Origin of the sequence: Dactylosporangium sp. NPDC051484 (genome assembly GCF_040689395.1) — a bacterium.
Taxonomy (GTDB): Bacteria; Actinomycetota; Actinomycetes; order Mycobacteriales; family Micromonosporaceae; genus Dactylosporangium.
This window is the reverse complement of record NZ_JBFAZX010000008.1, coordinates 114,969-130,332: the sequence shown is the minus strand read 5'-3', so window position 1 is coordinate 130,332 and position 15,364 is coordinate 114,969. Positions and strand designations below refer to the sequence as shown.

At 73.6% G+C, this 15,364-nt stretch carries 12 protein-coding genes; 2 read left to right on the top strand and 10 right to left on the bottom strand.

Annotated elements, in window-relative coordinates; all coding sequences use genetic code 11:
* Positions 1 to 2: 2 nt before the first annotated feature.
* From AB0367_RS16955 to AB0367_RS16925, 7 genes are all read right to left on the bottom strand, one after another.
* On the bottom strand, positions 3 to 1,211 hold the full coding sequence (locus AB0367_RS16955; protein WP_366227235.1) for a S8 family serine peptidase: 1,209 nt from the start codon (positions 1,209 to 1,211) through the stop codon (positions 3 to 5).
* 58 nt (positions 1,212 to 1,269) lie between these two features.
* Positions 1,270 to 2,265, bottom strand: a complete 996-nt coding sequence (locus AB0367_RS16950) for a hypothetical protein (RefSeq protein WP_366227234.1) — start codon at positions 2,263 to 2,265, stop codon at positions 1,270 to 1,272.
* Between the two features lie 73 nt (positions 2,266 to 2,338).
* Positions 2,339 to 2,521, bottom strand: a complete 183-nt coding sequence (locus AB0367_RS16945; RefSeq protein ID WP_366227233.1) for a hypothetical protein — start codon at positions 2,519 to 2,521, stop codon at positions 2,339 to 2,341.
* A 97-nt stretch (positions 2,522 to 2,618) separates the two neighbouring features.
* Positions 2,619 to 6,014, bottom strand: a complete 3,396-nt coding sequence (locus tag AB0367_RS16940) for a UvrD-helicase domain-containing protein (RefSeq protein WP_366227232.1) — start codon at positions 6,012 to 6,014, stop codon at positions 2,619 to 2,621.
* On the bottom strand, positions 6,011 to 9,136 hold the full coding sequence (locus tag AB0367_RS16935) for an ATP-dependent DNA helicase (protein ID WP_366227345.1): 3,126 nt from the start codon (positions 9,134 to 9,136) through the stop codon (positions 6,011 to 6,013). The genes AB0367_RS16940 and AB0367_RS16935 overlap by 4 nt, the downstream gene beginning before the upstream one ends.
* Positions 9,137 to 9,247: 111 nt before the next feature.
* Positions 9,248 to 9,808, bottom strand: a complete 561-nt coding sequence (locus tag AB0367_RS16930; RefSeq protein WP_366227344.1) for a TIGR00730 family Rossman fold protein — start codon at positions 9,806 to 9,808, stop codon at positions 9,248 to 9,250.
* Between the two features lies 1 nt (position 9,809).
* Positions 9,810 to 10,589 (bottom strand): TIGR00730 family Rossman fold protein, encoded by a 780-nt coding sequence (locus AB0367_RS16925; RefSeq protein WP_366227231.1) that lies wholly within the window; start codon positions 10,587 to 10,589, stop codon positions 9,810 to 9,812.
* A 71-nt stretch (positions 10,590 to 10,660) separates the two neighbouring features.
* On the opposite strand from AB0367_RS16925, the gene AB0367_RS16920 reads away from it, so the two are divergent.
* Entirely contained in the window at positions 10,661 to 11,473 is an 813-nt protein-coding gene (locus AB0367_RS16920; protein ID WP_366227230.1) for a DUF3152 domain-containing protein, read from the top strand.
* A gap of 271 nt (positions 11,474 to 11,744) precedes the next feature.
* Here AB0367_RS16920 and dapE read toward each other — a convergent pair whose 3' ends face one another.
* Entirely contained in the window at positions 11,745 to 12,812 is a 1,068-nt protein-coding gene (gene dapE, locus AB0367_RS16915) for a succinyl-diaminopimelate desuccinylase (RefSeq protein WP_366227229.1), read from the bottom strand.
* A 34-nt stretch (positions 12,813 to 12,846) separates the two neighbouring features.
* Here dapE and dapD point away from each other — a divergent pair, with 34 nt between their 5' ends.
* Complete coding sequence (dapD, locus tag AB0367_RS16910; protein WP_366227228.1) at positions 12,847 to 13,800, top strand: 2,3,4,5-tetrahydropyridine-2,6-dicarboxylate N-succinyltransferase; 954 nt, start codon at positions 12,847 to 12,849, stop codon at positions 13,798 to 13,800.
* Between the two features lie 106 nt (positions 13,801 to 13,906).
* Here dapD and dapC read toward each other — a convergent pair whose 3' ends face one another.
* Positions 13,907 to 14,980, bottom strand: a complete 1,074-nt coding sequence (gene dapC, locus AB0367_RS16905) for a succinyldiaminopimelate transaminase (protein ID WP_366227343.1) — start codon at positions 14,978 to 14,980, stop codon at positions 13,907 to 13,909.
* Positions 14,981 to 15,015: 35 nt separating this feature from the next.
* The gene (gene fdxA / locus AB0367_RS16900) at positions 15,016 to 15,342 is read right to left on the bottom strand and encodes a ferredoxin (RefSeq protein ID WP_354764780.1); all 327 of its coding nucleotides are present in this window, start codon (positions 15,340 to 15,342) and stop codon (positions 15,016 to 15,018) included.
* Between the last annotated feature and the right edge of the window lie 22 nt (positions 15,343 to 15,364).

The following is a 15,364-nucleotide window of genomic DNA, read 5'->3' as shown; positions in this document are numbered from 1 at the left end:
GGCTACGACTGGACACCCACCGAATCTACTTCGTCTCGCGCGGAACGCCGGATTCGGCGCTCCGCCAGGCCGGCATAGCAGGCCAGACCCGCGATCACGGCCAGCAGCGGCAGGCCGAGCAGCCAGCCGTACTCGCCCCGCGATCGCGGTCGCGGGAGCGGCGCCACCGGCGCGGCGACCGGCGACACACCGGCGGACGCCGCGCTCACCGAGGGTGAGGGCGAGGGTGGCGGCAACCGCCGGGTGAGGGCCTGGACCAGGTCGAGACGACCGAGGCCGTACTCCGGGTCGACCCCCTTCGGCCCGGCGTCGACCGCGGTCAGCGTCAGCCGGCGGACGATCTCGCCGGCCCGGGCGTCCGGATACGCCGAGCGCACGAGCGCGACCGCGCCGGCGAGCAGCCCGGGCGAGGCGCTGCCGTCGTCGACCCGGTACCGGTTGCCGCTGTTGGTGGTCATGATCTGAACCCCGGGCACGCCCAGGCCGAGCCGCCGGCCGCTGGTCGATCGCACGCGCACGTCGCCCGCCCGGGTGAGCGGGATCGCGGCGAGCACCCCGTCGTAGGCGGCCGGGTAGGGCTCGAACTCGTGACCGGGCTGGTCGCCGTCGGCGGCCACCACGATCGCGTCGGCGGCCCGCGCGTCGCGGATCGCCTGCGCCAGCCGGTCGCTGGCGGCGACGGAGTACCCGACCACGATCACGGCGGCCCGATGCGAGATCGCCAGCTCGATGCCGGCGGCCAGGTCGTCCGGGCCGGGCCGGCGGTCGGCCGGCGTGTCGAGCACCACCGGCAGCACCTTGGCGCCGGGCGCCACGCCGATCACGCCGTCGACGCGGCCATTGCCATGGCCGTGCCCGGCGACGGTGCCCGCCAGCGCGGTGCCGTGGCCGTCGGGGTCGGCGCCGAGGGCGTCGCCCGGCACCGGCGCGCCGCTCGGCGAGGGCTGGTCGCTGGGCAGGGGCCGGTCGCCCCGGCCGACGAAGACCGGGTCGAGCACGGCGCCGGCGAGGTCATCGTGGGCGGGGTCGACCCCGCGGTCGACGATCGCGACGGTGACGCCCTCGCCACGGCTGCTCTGGTTGGCCTCGGCGACGTTGAGATATCGCAGGTGCCATTCGCCGTCACGGATGGCGTCCGCCCGGGCGGGAAGGGCCGGCAGGGCAGCCACGGCGAATCCGAGCGCCACGGCGAGGGCGAGCCGCTGCTTCATGCGCGATAGCGTGCCGGATGGGCGCAACTCGCGCCAGCTGAGCCCATCCGAGCGAGGCTCAAGCCGGGCGGATGCTGGCGGGGGCCTCGTCGGCGACGTGGTCGTACTGACGGTGCGTGTCGGGGATCGATACGTAGAGGATCGCCGCGTCGGGCTTGCCGAGGTCGACCAGCGCGATCGACACCAGCTCGCTCTTGGCCCGCAGCCCGGGCTGGCTGAAGTGCAGCCGGAACTTCAGCAGCCGGGCCGGGCGCCCGCCGAGCGTGAGGTCCTTGGCCTCGATCTGCTCGAGCTGGTTGCCCTTGGGGTAGAAGCTGATCCGCACGTCCGCGGCGATCTGGTCGCCTACGCAGTGCAGGTCGAGCACCATGCCGTCGTTGACCGCGGCCGGCACGTGCCCGGAGAGGATCGTCGCGTGGTAGTTGTTGCCGTTGCTGTCATAGTTCGGCTCGGTGATGAAGTCCTGCCCGATCCGATAAGTGATCTTGAGCTCGCCCAGCTCGTGCCAGTTCTCCTGGAGGGGCCGCCAGGGCGATCCGAACTCCTTGTAGCTGATCCCCGACTCACTGTCGACGGTCCGCGGCCCCGGCGGGACCTCGCTGTCGCCCCGGTTGGGGTTGTCCGGCGGGATGCTCGGCGGCGGGCAGCGCCGCGCCAGCTCGGGCCGCGTGTCGCTGGGCCCCTGCGCGTGCCGGTTGAACAGGCCGCCCGGCGTCGTCGCGTTGTTCGTCAGCACCGACACCAGGATCACGATCAGCCCGATCGCGACGATCAGAACGGCGCCCCCGCCGAGCCACTTCATGATCCGCTGGTTGCGCCGGACCGGATCGTCATCGTCGTCCGGCCCGGAGTTGATCGCGTCCGGCGGCGGCCCGATCGGCGGTGTGCCCAGCCGCGAGACGCGCCCCGAGGCGTAACCCGACGCGACGCGTGCGGCACCCCCCGGCTCGCTGGTGATCGGCCGGGTCGGGGACGGCGGCGCGGACTCGCTCCGGACCGATTCGATCACGGTCTGCGTGTCCGGCACGGCCCAGGGCGAACGCTGCTCGGTCATCTCACGCCCAAGTGTCGCAGCCGGACGCGACGACGGCCAGCGATACCCGCCCGAAGGGTCTGCTCAAGGCGGCTCAGGGCTGCGGTTGCGGCGGCGGGTGCAGCTGGGTGACCTGCGGATACCGCGGCCCGCCCGACGCGGCGGCTGCCCCCAGGACGATGAACGCGACGGTGAGCACCCCGGCGACTGCGACCCCGACCACCAGGGCGATCTCACGAACGTGCGCTGCCCGCATCCCGAGCACATCCCCTCGCATGCCCTCTTGGACAGCTTCGAGGAGGAACCGGTTCCACCGACAGCGAGCTGTCGGAACCTTGCCAATTCATTGAGCTTTCGCTCACCGGGCTTCGGGGCTATCGGGACGCGGGCAGCGAGGCGATGAGGGCGAGCAGGCCGTCCTCATCAAGAAGGTCGGCCGGGCGGACCGTCTCGCCGGCACGGACGTAGAAGAACGCGGCGCCCACCGTGTCGAGCGGCACGCCCCGCAGCTCGGCCCAGGCCAGCCGGTACGCGGCCAGCTGCACCGCCGCGGCCGTGGCGTCGGCGCCGGCCGGGCGGGCGCCGGTCTTCCAGTCCACAACGTCGTAGCGGCCGTCCGGGTAGCGGTACACGGCGTCCATCCGGCCGCGGACCACGACGCCCGCGATGACCGACGCGAACGGTACCTCCACGTCGAGCGGTACCCGGTCGGCCCACTCGCTGGCCAGGAAGCGCGCCTGCAGGTCGCTCAGGGCGGCGTCCGGCGCGGCGCCCTCGTCCGCGGCGCCGGGCAGCTCATCGAGGTCCAGCAGCCGCTCGGCCTGGAAGCGCTGCTCCAGCCAGTGGTGGAAGGCCGTGCCGCGGCGGGCGTACGGGTCGGGGCGGGCCGGCAGCGGGCGGCGCAGCGAGCGGGCCAGCCGCTGCGGGTCGCGGCGCAACGCCACGAGCTGGGACACCGACAGGTGCCCGGGCAGCGACACCTCGACCGCGGCGTCCGCGCGGGGGCCGAGCCGCGCCCGCTCGGCCAGGAGCAGCCCCGCCTCCGCGGCCCAGCGCGCCTCCACCGGGTCGGCCGCCTCCACCGGGCCGGCCGGCACCGCCGCGTCGGGCGCCGGGTCGGCCGGCGCATCCAAGGCCGGCGCATCCAAGGCCGGCGCATCCAAGGCCGGCACATCCGAGGCCCGCACATCCAAGGCCGGGACGTCGTACGCCGGGGCGGAACGGACCAGTGCGGCGGCCTCCTCCAGCAGCGGCCGGCGGGGGCCGAGCGGGTCGGCCGGCCAGCTCGCGCTGGACACGTCGACCGCGGTCGGGTTCTGCGCGTCGGCCTCCGGCTTCGGCGCCCACGCGTCGACCACCCCGGCGCCGGCCAGGCAGCGCTCGCGGATCTCCTCCAGGAACACCGACGGGCCGCGGGCCCGCTTGACGCCCTCGCCCCACCAGTACCCGCTGGCCAGCAGCAGCCGGCGGGGTCGGGTGACGGCGACGTACGCCAGCCGCCGCTCCTCCCGCACGTCGTGCTCGCGCCAGTCCCGGCTGAACGTCTCCAGGGCGCTCACCACGCCCTTGACGTCGGCGACGCCGGAGAGGTCCAGCGCCGGCAGGCCGGCGTGGTCGCCGCGCAGCGGGAACGGCAGCACCCCCAGACCGCGGAGCCAGTGATCGCCCGCGTTGCTGGGGCCCGGGAAGACGTCGGCGCACAGCCCGGCGACGGCCACCACGTCCCACTCGAGGCCCTTGGCCGCGTGCGCGGTGACGATCTGCACCGCGCCCTCGACGACCTCGACCTCGCCCGGCGCCAGGCCACGCTCCTCGTTCTCGGCCGCGGCCAGGAACGCCAGGAACGCGCTCAGCGTCGCGCCCTCCGACTCCGTGGCGAAGCGGGCCGCGATGTTGCTGAACGCGTCGAGGTGGCCGCGGGCCAGGCCGGCGTCGCCGGGGCGGGCCGCGACCTCCACGTCGAGGCCGGTGACCCGCTCCAGGTCTGCGACCAGGTCGGGCAGCGGCTGGTCGAGGCGGTGGCGCAGGGCGCGCAGCTCGGCGCCGAGGCGCACGAAACGGCGGTGGCCCTCGGCGGAGAACGCCTCCGGCTCCCCCAGGTCGTCGAGGGCCTCGACCAGGACGGCCTCGTCGAGGCGGTCGGCGAGCTCGGGCTCGGCGTTCGCATCGCCGTGGCGGCGGGCGGCGGCCAGCGCGCGGGCGCGGCGATACAGGGCGACGAGGTCGCGCGGGCCGATCCGCCACCGCGGGCCGGTCAAGATGCGCAGCAGCGCGGCGCCCTCGGCCGGGTCGGCGAGCACCCGCAGGATGCTGACGATGTCGCGCACCTCGGGCGTGTCCAGCAGCCCGCCGAGGCCCACGACCTCGACCGGCAGGCCCCGCGAGCGCAGCGCATTCTCCAGCGCCGGGATCTGGGCCCGGGTGCGCACGAGGACCGCGGTCGACGGCCGGTCCTCGACCGGGATGTCATACGGGAACGTGTCCGGGTCGACCTTCGCCGCCAGCCGCCACGAGGCGAGGACCCGGTCGGCGAGCCAGGCGGCCTCCTCGGTGTACGTGTCGAGCAGAGCGCAGTGCACTGTCGCGGTGGACGCGGGCTCGGCCAGCACGTCGGCGGGTGCGAGCTCCTCGACCCGGGCGCCGGAGGAGCGCAGCGGCAACGACAGCGCGTTGGCCACGTCGAGGATCTCCGGCCGGTTGCGCCAGCTGGTGGTCAGCGACAACAGCGGCGCCGGTTTGGCGTCGCGTCCCGGTGGCCCGCCCGCGGCCGTGTCCGGGGACTCAACTGGGGATTCGACTGGGAACTCGGTCGGGAACCGGTCCAGCGTGCCGGCCGAGGCGCCGCGCCAGCCGTAGATCGACTGACAGGGGTCGCCGACCGCGGTGACCGGGTGCCCGCCGCCGAACAGCGCACGCAGCAGCACGACCTGGGCGTGCGAGGTGTCCTGGTACTCATCGAGCAGAACCACCCGGAAGCGGTCCCGCTCGACCTGCCCGACCTCGGAGTGCGCGACCGCGACCGTGGCCGCCCGGGAGAGCTGATCGCCGAAGTCCATCGCCTCCAGCAGGCGTTTCTTCTCGGCGTACTGCCGGATGAGGGGAAGGAGCTGCAGGCGCGCCTGCTGCCGGGAGAGCACGTCGCGCACCGGCTTGGCCATCTTGCCGCTTTTCGCGCCGACCTCGGCGAAGAACCGGCCGGTCCAGGCGGCCACGTCCGCGGGCTCGCGCAGGTGCTCGGCGAGGTCGCCGGCCAGGTGCAGCACGGCGTCGACGACCGTCGAAGGCGCGGCCGACACCGCGGTCATGTCCCCGTCGTACGCCCGCACCACCGCGTCGGCGAGCTGCCAGCAGGCGGCCTCGGTGAGCAGCCGGGTGGACGGCTCGAAGCCGGCCCGCACGCCGTGCTCGCGCACCACCCGGGCGGCGTAGGAGTGGTAGGTGGCGACGGTCGGCTCGCCCGCGATGAGGTCGTCGCGGCCCAGGCGGCGCACCAGCTGGCCGAGCCGCTGCCGGATGCGGTGCGACAGCTCGCCGGCGGCCTTCCGGGTGAAGGTCAGGCCGAGCACCTGCTCCGGGCGCACGTGCCCGTTCGCGACCAGCCACACGACCCGCGCGGCCATCGTCTCCGTCTTGCCTGAGCCGGCGCCCGCGACGACGAGCAGCGGCCCGACCGGCGCGGCGATGACGTCGGCCTGCTGCCGGGTGGGCGCCGGGAGCTTGAGCAGCCGGGCCAACTCCACCGGGGTATACACCGGCCTCGGACCGGTCATGCGACGTGCCGGCCTTTGCCCGAGACGGGGCAGGAGGTCTTCACCGGGCAGACTCGGCACTTGTTGTTCACCACGGCGCTGAAGGTCGACGCCGCCATCGTCCTCGCGGTGCGCCGCACCAGCGCCTGGGCCCAGTTCGGATCGTCGGCGTCACCGAGCGGCAGCTGCACCTGCTCCCGCGCGGTGCTGGTCTCCCCGCCGAGCTGCACCAGGGAGGCGCCCCCCGCCACCGACGACTCCTCGAAGGCGCCGAGCTCGATCGCGGCCTGGTACGCGGCCAGCTGGGGGTGCTCGGCCAGGTTGGCGTTGGCGGGGATGGACTTGCCGGTCTTGAGGTCCACGACCACGAGCCGGCCCAGCTCGTCCAGCTCCAGCCGGTCGACCCGGCCCTTGATCTCGACCGGCGCCTCCGGGTCGGCGAGTTCGACGAGGAAGTCCTGCTCGATCGCGACGAGCCGGCGGGGGTTGCCGGCCAGCCAGCCGATGAGCTTGTCAAGCATGGTCTCCGCGCGGTCCCGCTCGCGGCCGGCGAGCCAGCGCGCGGAGAGCTCGATCGCGTCGAAGCGGTCGGCGACATACGCCACCAGCTGCGCCCGGTCCGCGCTCGCGTCCGCGGCAAGCATCGCCGCGGCGTGCACGAGGTTGCCGATCGACTGCTCCGGCGACGGGGTCAGGGCGCCGCCGTGCCGCTCCAGCAGCCAGCGCAGGCTGCACCGGTTGACGCCCTCAACGGTCGACGGCGTGACCCGCACCGGCTCGCCCGGGTCGACCAGCGGCCGGTCGTCGGACAGCGCCGGCAGTCCCCACCAGGTGTCCGGGTCGGCACCTGCCACCCCCTCGGCGGCCAGGCGGGCCAGCAGCCCGGCGGCCGCGGCACGGCGGTCCGCGGGGGTGTCGGGATCGACGAGTGCGACCCGCAGCTCCGCCACGAGCGTCGGCAGCGTCAGCGCCCGGGGCGGCTCGAACGCCGGCTGCCCGTCCAGCTCGTCCTCCGCGCCCTGCGCCTCCCAAGACAGCTCGGTCAGGAAGCGGCTCGGCTGCTCCTCGCCGTCGCCCGAGGCGACCGCGGTGACGAGCACCTGCTCGCGGGCCCTGCTCACGGCGACGTAGAAGAGCCGGCGCTCCTCATCCAGTAGCGCCGACAGCCGCCCGATCGTCTCCATCGCGCGCCCGGCGAGCACCTCGACCAGCAGCTCCGAGCCGAGCACGCTGCCGCGCAGCCGCAGGTCGGGCCAGACGCCCTCCTGCACGCCGGCGACGGCGACGACGTCCCACTCCAGGCCCTTCGCCGCGTGCGCGGTGAGGATGCGCACCGCGTCGCCGCGGTCCGCCGACGGCGCCAGGCTGTCGGCCGGCAGGTCCTGGCCCTCGACGTGGTCGAGGAACACGTCGGTGCCGGCGCCGGGCAGCCGGTCGGTGAACCGGGCCGCCGCGTCGAACAGCGACACGACCGCGTCGAGGTCCCGGTCCGCGGCCGAGCCGCGGTGCCCGCCGCGGGCGCTCAGGGCGGACCACCGCTCGGCCAGGCCACTGGCGTGCCACACCGCCCACAGCACCTCCTCGGCGGTCGCGCCGGGCCGGGCCGCCGCGTCGCGGGCCTGCCGCAGCAGTGCGGCCACGGCCCGGGCGGGCGCGGCCCACCGCCGCTCGACCATGGCCAGCTCGGCCGGATCACGCAGCGCGGCGAGCAACAGCACGCCGGACGGGCGCCGGTCGCCGGCGGCCAGCGCCAGGGCGCGCAGCCCCTGCCGCAGCCGCCGCTCGGCCAGCGGGTCGGCCCCGCCCAGCGGCGAGTGCAGCAGCGCCACCGCCGCGTCCTCGTCCAGCCGGGCGTCGTCGAGCGCGCACCGCAGGAGCAGCAGCAGCGGAGCTATCGCCGGCTGCAGGTGCAGCGGCAGATCCTCGGCCTCGGTCACCGTCGGCACCCCGGCCGAGTGCAGCGCCCGCTGCAGCGGCGCCAGCTGCCGAGCGGTGGAGCGCACCACGACCGCCATGCGCGCCCACGGCACGCCGCGCAGCAGGTGCGCCTCGCGCAGCCGGTGTGCGATGAACGCCGCCTCCGACGTCTCCGACGCGAACGTGCGCGTCTCCGCCATGCCTCCGCTTCGCCCCGGCAGCATCGCCCGGTGCCGGGACGGGCCGCGCAGCCGTGCGGCGATCCGCCTGACCGGCGCCAGGAGCCCCTCGCCGAGCCGCCGGGAGTGCGGCAGGGTCACCTGTACCGCGCCCGGGAACCGCGTGGCGAAGTCACCGATGATCGCCGGGTCGGCGCCGCGGAACGCGAACGTCGAGGAGTCCGGGTCGGCCAGCGCGACCAGGTGCTTGCCGTTGCCGGCGATGAGCTCGAGCAGCTCGACCTGGGCCGGGTCGGTGTCGGGCAGCTCGTCGACATACACGTATGACAGCCGCCGCCGCTCCCGCTCCAGGAGGTCCTCATCGTCGGCGAGCATGGCGCTCGCCGCCCGCACCAGCTCGGCGTAGTCGTAGGCGGCCGATCCCCGCGCCGTAGCGTCGCGCAGCGCCAGGACCTGGCGATACTCCTCGAAGAACGCCGCAGCGGCGGCCCAGTCCGCGCGCCGGTGAACCCTGGCGAGCTCGGCCAGCCCGGCCGGCCCGACTCCGCGCTCAACCGCCCGCAGCAGCAGGTCGCGCAGCTCGGTGGCGAACGCCCGGGTGTTGAGCGCGCCGCGCAGCGACTCCGGCCACGGCGCCGCCGACCCGGCGAGCAGCTCACGGATCACCAGGTCCTGCTCAGGCCCGGTCAGCAGCCGCGGCGAGGCCTCGCCCCGCTCGACGGCGGCGCGGCGCAGCAGCCCGAACGCGTATCCGTGAAAGGTCCGAATCATCGGCTCCGCCGTGGTGCGCAGCCCGCTCGCGCGCCCGAGCCGCGCCTCGATCCGGTCGCGCAGCCGTAGCGCGCCGCGCCGCCCGAAGGTCAGGACCAGGATCCCCTCGGGGTCGCCCCCCTCGGCGACCCGGGCCGCGACCGCCTCGACGAGGGTGCTCGTCTTGCCGGTGCCGGGCCCGCCGATCACGAGCAGGGGGCCGGCGGTGTGCTCGACGACGAGGCGCTGCCAGGGGTCGGCGTGAACCGGGACGGCCGCGACCGGGGGGCGGCGCACGAGCCGGTAGGCACGGCGCTGCCCCGGAGGGGAAGCTGTCGCGGTCACGCGGCTATGCAATCACGCTGCCCCGCGATTCATCGCATCGACATTCCCGCCGGTCACGCGAGGTCACCGTCGAGCCACGCCCAGCAGCGACGCCTCGATCAGGTCCAGCGACTCGCCGATGTCGCGCGACACCAGCAGCATCGACATCGCCGACGGGCGGACGAACTCGTGCCGGGTCAGGCCGCGCAGCCAGTCGAGCAGGCCGGCGTAGAAGCCGTCCGCGTCGAGCAGCAGGATCGGCTTGTGGTGCAGGTCGAGCGTGCCCGTGGTCCAGACCTCGAACAGCTCGTCCAGCGTGCCCAGGCCGCCGGGCAGCGTGATGAACGCGTCGGCCTTCTCGATCAGCAGGGTCTTGCGCGAGGCCATGCCGTCGGTCACGACCAGCTCGTCCGACTTGGTGTCCGCCACCTCCAGATCCACGAGGTTCTGCGGTATCACGCCGTACGTACGGGCCCCGCCGGCCCGGGCACCGTCGGCCACCGCCCCCATCATGCCGACGCAGCCGCCACCGGAGACCAGGCTGTGGCCCCGGCGGCCGATCTCCACACCGAGGTCGTACGCGAGGTCCAGCCACCGCTGCTCGAGCAGCCGCGAGGAGGCGCAGAACACACCGATCGCCGCCACCTCAGCTACCACCACCCAGCTTGTTGTCCTCTTCCAGCTGCCCGGCGGCCTCCTTGATGTGCTGCACGGCCGCGTCGACGTCGTCGGTCAGGAACAGCAGGTCCAGATCCTCCGGCCCGATCTTGCCGTCGGGCAGCATGGTGCCGCGGATCCAGTCGACGAGGCCGCTCCAGTACTCGATGCCCATGAGCACGACCGGAAACCTGGTGACCTTGCGCGTCTGCACCAGCGTCACGGCCTCGAAGAGCTCGTCGAGCGTGCCGAAGCCGCCGGGCAGCACGACGAACGCCTGGGCGTACTTGACGAACATCGTCTTGCGGGCGAAGAAATACCGGAAGTCGATGCCGATGTCGACCCACTCGTTGAGGCCCTGCTCGAAGGGCAGCTCGATGCCGAGCCCGATCGAGAGCCCGCCGGCCTCGGCCACGCCCTTGTTCGCGGCCTCCATCACGCCCGGGCCGCCGCCGGTGATGACCGCGTAGCCGGCTCGCGCCAGCGCGCCGCCGAGATCCTCCCCCATGCGCCACTCCGGGCTCTCCGGCTTGCTGCGCGCCGAGCCGAACACGCTCACCGCGGGCGGCACGTCGGCGAGCGTGTCGAAGCCCTCGACGAACTCGCTGAGGATGCGCAGCGCCCGCCACGCGTCCTTGGTCTTCCACTCGTGCCGCAGGTGTGAGTCGAGCAGCCGCTGATCGGCGGTACTCGGCGGAATCGCGTCGCGTCGCAGCGTCACCATTCCGCGGTGCCGCTCCCGCGGCCGGCTGGGTTTGGGCTCGCTCATGCCTGTCACGGTACGTGGATCAAGCGAGAACGGGCCCACCAGACCCGCCCTTGGCGTGGTCCAATACCGCCATGACGCGTAGGCGGTGGCTGCTGTTCGCGCCGCTGTGCGTGGTCCTGGCGGGTGCTCTGCTCATCTGGTATGGGCTGAGGCCGTCCTCGCCCACCGGATCCTTCGTGGCGGCACCGTCTTCCGTCGCCCCGTCCTCGGAGGCGCCCGGACCATCACCGTCCGTGTTCGAGGCGAAACCCGTTTCGACGACCCCCTCATCGGCGCGGTCGACCGTGCCGAGCGTGCCGAGCGCGCCGGGCGTGCCCGCCACGGGCAACAGGAAGTTCGACTACGCGGCGAGCGGCGGCGACCGGGTCGGCACCGCGGGGCATCTGGTGCGCTACGTCGTCGCGACCGAGCAGGGCTCGGGCGTGGACCCCGCGGTGTTCGCCGACGCCGTCCATCGCACCCTCGGCGACCCGCGCAGCTGGATCGCCGGCGGCCGGTTCTCGTTCCAGCGCGTCGCGGCCGGCAGCGCGAGCGAGCTGACCGTGCACCTGGCCACGCCGTCGACCACCGACACCATGTGCACCCAGCACGGCGTGCGGACGAAGGGCGAGGTCTCCTGCCGCGGCGGCCGGGACGTGATCATCAACCTGAAGCGCTGGCTGCTCGGGGTCGCGTGGTATCCGAGCGTGGCGGAGTACCGCAACATGGTCATCAACCACGAGGTCGGGCACTTCGTCGGCAACGGGCACGCGGTCTGCCCGCGCAATGGCGCCCTCGCCCCGGTGATGGCGCGCCAGAGCTTCGGGCTGGAGGGCTGCGTCGCCAACGCGTGGCCCTATCCGGACGGCAAGACGTTCGTCACCGGGCCGCCCGCGCCCCGATGATCGGCCGGTTTGGGCAGGAAAACGGGTGCGGGGGGCAACGTTCGGCCCTGCCGCCGCGTCTTACCCGATACACCGGTTGGCAAGGCATTGGGGGGTGACCGGCATGACGCGAATGGATCAAGACCGCCGGAAGCGGCAGATGAACCGGCGGATCCGCGAGGTGGTCGCGGTCCGCCGGATGATGCGTCAACTGGATTCGGTACCCGAGGAGTCGCCGACCGAGGCCGCGTAGCGCTCGGCAGCCCCCTCCCTGTTCGTCGCTGCCGCTCGGTCAGGTGTCTGCGCGCAGCCAGCGGCGCATGACCTCGGCGCCCTCGACGATCTTGTCGATCTCGACGTGTTCGTCCTGCTTGTGCGCGAGGTTCGGGTCGCCGGGGCCGTAGTTGAGGCCGGGGATGCCCAGCACCGCGAAGCGCGCCACGTCGGTCCAGCCCAGCTTCGCGCGCGCGGGGCGGCCGGTCGCGGCGAGCAGCTCGCGGGCGGCGGGCGCGTCGAGCCCCGGCAGTGCGCCGGGCGCCGAGTCGACGAACTCGACCTCGAAGCCTTCGAACACCTCGCGCACGTGATCGGCGGCCGCCGCCTCGTCCCGGTCGGGCGCGAAGCGGAAGTTGACCTCCACCACGCACTCGTCCGGGATCACGTTGCCGGCCACGCCCCCGGTGATCCGCACCGCGTTCAGCCCCTCGTGGAACTCGCAGCCGTCGATGGTGACGATGCGTTCGCGGTACCGTCGCAGGCGCTCCAGAATCGGCGCGGCCTTGTGGATGGCGTTCTCGCCGAGCCAGGACCGGGCCGAATGCGCGCGCTTGCCGGTGGTGCGCACCAGCACACGCTGCGTGCCCTGGCATCCGCCCTCGATCAGGCCGTGGGTGGGCTCGAGCAGCACCGCGAACGAGGCGTCAGTCAGCAGGTGCGGGTTGCGATCGGCAAGGATCTTCAGCCCGTTGCGGGCCGAGTCGACCTCCTCGCACTCGTAGAACACGTACGTCACGTCGTGGCGCGGCGCCGCCTCGGTGACCGCCAGGTGCAGCGCGATCGCCGTTCCGGCCTTCATGTCGGCGGTGCCGCAGCCCCACATCAGACCGTCCTCGGTCCGCGAGGGAAAGTTGTCGTGCAGCGGAACCGTGTCGAGGTGCCCGGCGAGGACCACGCGCTGCGGCCGGTCGAGCTCAGTCCGCGCCACGATGGTGTGCCCGAACCGCTCAACCTTCAGGTCGGTGGTGGCGAGCGCCTCCTCCACGCGGTCGGCGATTTCGGCCTCGTTGCCGGAGACCGACTCGATGTCGACGAGGGCACGGGTCAGGGCGACGGGATCGGCGAGGACATCACGGGTGAACATGGCTTCGACACTAGATGGGGTAGCGTTCGGTCACGTGACGACCGCCTACATCGACTCTCCCGCGTGGGGGCTTGGCCTGGCCACCGTGACCTCCTCGGGCCAGGTTCTGGACGCCTGGTTCCCGGCCGGCAACCTGGGTCTCGGCACCGCCGAGACCGCCCTCACCGATTTTTCTGGTATATCCGATTTGCCGGATTCTTCGGGCGCTCAACTGGGACTGCGCACGGAGGTGGTCCGCGTCGAGATCCAGTCGCTCGGCGACGCACCGGCGAGCACGGCCGACGTGTACCTCCGCCTGCACCTGCTCTCGCACCGCCTGATCCAGCCGCACCAGGCCAGCCTCGACGGGCAGTTCGGCCTGCTGGCCAACGTCGCCTGGACCTCGGCCGGCCCGTGCCTGCCCGACCAGGTCGACGAGCTGCGCGCGCTCGAGCGCCGCGCCGGGCGCCGGCTGAACGTGTTCGGCGTCGACAAGTTCCCGCGGATGGTCGACTACGTGACCCCGCCGGGCGTGCGCATCGCCGATGCCGACCGGGTGCGCCTGGGCGCCCACCTGGCCCCCGGCACCACGGTGATGCACGAGGGCTTCGTCAACTTCAACGCCGGCACGCTGGGCACCTCGATGGTGGAGGGCCGCATCTCGGCCGGCGTCGTGGTCGGCGACGGCACCGACGTGGGCGGCGGCGCCTCGATCATGGGCACCCTCTCGGGCGGCGGCAAGGAGACCATCAGCCTGGGCGAGCGGTGCCTGCTCGGCGCGAACTCGGGCATCGGCATCTCCCTCGGCGACGACTGCGTGGTCGAGGCGGGCAGCTACATCACCGCCGGCTCGAAGCTCACCCTCCCCGACGGCCGCGTGGTCAAGGCGCGCGAGCTGTCCGGCCTGAGCAACCTGCTCTTCATCCGCAACTCGGTCAACGGTCGCCTGGAGGTGCGCGAGCGCCAGGGCCGCGGCATCGAGCTCAACGCCGACCTGCACGCGAACTGAGCCCCGGGCCCCGCGCCCGCCGGGTGAGTGCCGTGGCGGCGATCCGCCGCCACGGCCTTGCGCGCTGTAGCCGATTGCCTCGGCCGCCGGTGCCGGGCTTGGTCGTTCAGAGGCGGGTCGCCGCCGCGGCGACCCGCTCGTCCAGGGCGGTCAGCGCCACCCGGACGTGCCGCTCCCCCGCCGGGCCATAGAAGGCGCCCGGCGCGGTCAGGATGCCACGCTCGGCCAGCCAGCCGACCGTGGACCAGCAGTCCTCGTCGCGGGTCACCCAGAGATACAGACCGGCCTCCGAATGCTCGACCGAGAACCCGGCCCGCTCGAAGGACTCGCGCAGGATCGCGCGTCGCCGCGCGTAGCGCTCGCGCTGCTCGTCCACGTGGGTCTCGTCGCCCAGCGCCGCGACCATGGCGGCCTGGACCGGGTCGGGCACGATCATGCCGGCGTGCTTGCGCACCGCGAGGAGCTCGTCCACCAGGGCGGGATCGCCGGCGAGGAAGCCCGCACGATACCCGGCGAGATTCGAACGCTTCGAGAGCGAGTGCACGGCGAGCACGTTGTCGAACACGCCGTCGCAGACCGACAGGATCGACACCGGGGACGACTCCCAGGGCAGCGGGAGGTAGCACTCGTCGCTGACCACGATCGCGCCGCGCTCTCGGGCCCACTCGACGACCTTGCGCAGGTGCGCCTCGGGCAGCACCCGGCCCGTCGGGTTGGACGGCGAGTTGATCCAGACCATGGCGACGCGCGCCGGCCCGAGCGAGGTCAGCGAGTCGGCGCGCACGACGTTGGCGCCGGCCAGCTGGACGCCGACCTCATACGTCGGATAGCACACCTGCGGGATCACCACGGTGTCGCCCGGCCCGAGACCCAGCAGCGTTGGCAGCCAGGCGACCAGCTCTTTCGAGCCGATCGTGGGCAGCACTCCGAACGACCCGGACCCGGGGCCGCACCAGCGGGTCACCCAGTCGCGGATCGCCTCGCGCAGGCGCGGGGTGCCGGCGGTCAGCGGATACCCCGGCGCGTCGGACGCCTCGGCCAGCGCCGCGCGGATGATCGCGGGCACGGGGTCGACCGGCGTGCCGATCGACAGGTCGACCAAGCCGCCCGGGTGGCGGGCGGCCGCCACCTTGGCCGGCTCGAGCCGGTCCCACGGAAAGTCCGGCAGCCCGGCCGCCAGCGCGCGCCGGGCCCCTGCTGCGGAACCGTTGCCGGTCAGTGGTCGTGCTCCTGCGGCGGCAGGGCGGCGACGAACGACGCGTCCTTCTCGACCTTGCCGACCTTCGACGCGCCGCCGGGCGAGCCCAGCTCGTCGAAGAAGGAGTAGTTGGCGCCGACGAAGTCCTTCCACTTCTCCGGCACGTCGTCCTCGTAGAAGATCGCCTCGACCGGGCACACCGGCTCGCAGGCGCCGCAGTCCACGCATTCGTCGGGGTGGATGTAGAGCATGCGGTTGCCCTCGTAGATGCAGTCGACAGGGCACTCCTCGATGCAGGCCTTGTCGAGCAGGTCCACACAGGGTTCGGCGATGATGTATGTCACGGGTCGCCCTCTTTCGCGCCTG

What these genes read in the sequence shown, in the direction of transcription:
- AB0367_RS16955 (WP_366227235.1), bottom strand. Translation starts at nt 1,211, where the DNA reads ATGAAGCAGCGGCTCGCCCTCGCCGTGGCGCTCGGATTCGCCGTGGCT.
- AB0367_RS16950 (WP_366227234.1), bottom strand. Translation starts at nt 2,265, where the DNA reads ATGACCGAGCAGCGTTCGCCCTGGGCCGTGCCGGACACGCAGACCGTG.
- AB0367_RS16945 (WP_366227233.1), bottom strand. Translation starts at nt 2,521, where the DNA reads ATGCGAGGGGATGTGCTCGGGATGCGGGCAGCGCACGTTCGTGAGATC.
- AB0367_RS16940 (WP_366227232.1), bottom strand. Translation starts at nt 6,014, where the DNA reads ATGACCGGTCCGAGGCCGGTGTATACCCCGGTGGAGTTGGCCCGGCTG.
- AB0367_RS16925 (WP_366227231.1), bottom strand. Translation starts at nt 10,589, where the DNA reads ATGAGCGAGCCCAAACCCAGCCGGCCGCGGGAGCGGCACCGCGGAATG.
- AB0367_RS16920 (WP_366227230.1), top strand. Translation starts at nt 10,661, where the DNA reads ATGACGCGTAGGCGGTGGCTGCTGTTCGCGCCGCTGTGCGTGGTCCTG.
- dapE (WP_366227229.1), bottom strand. Translation starts at nt 12,812, where the DNA reads ATGTTCACCCGTGATGTCCTCGCCGATCCCGTCGCCCTGACCCGTGCC.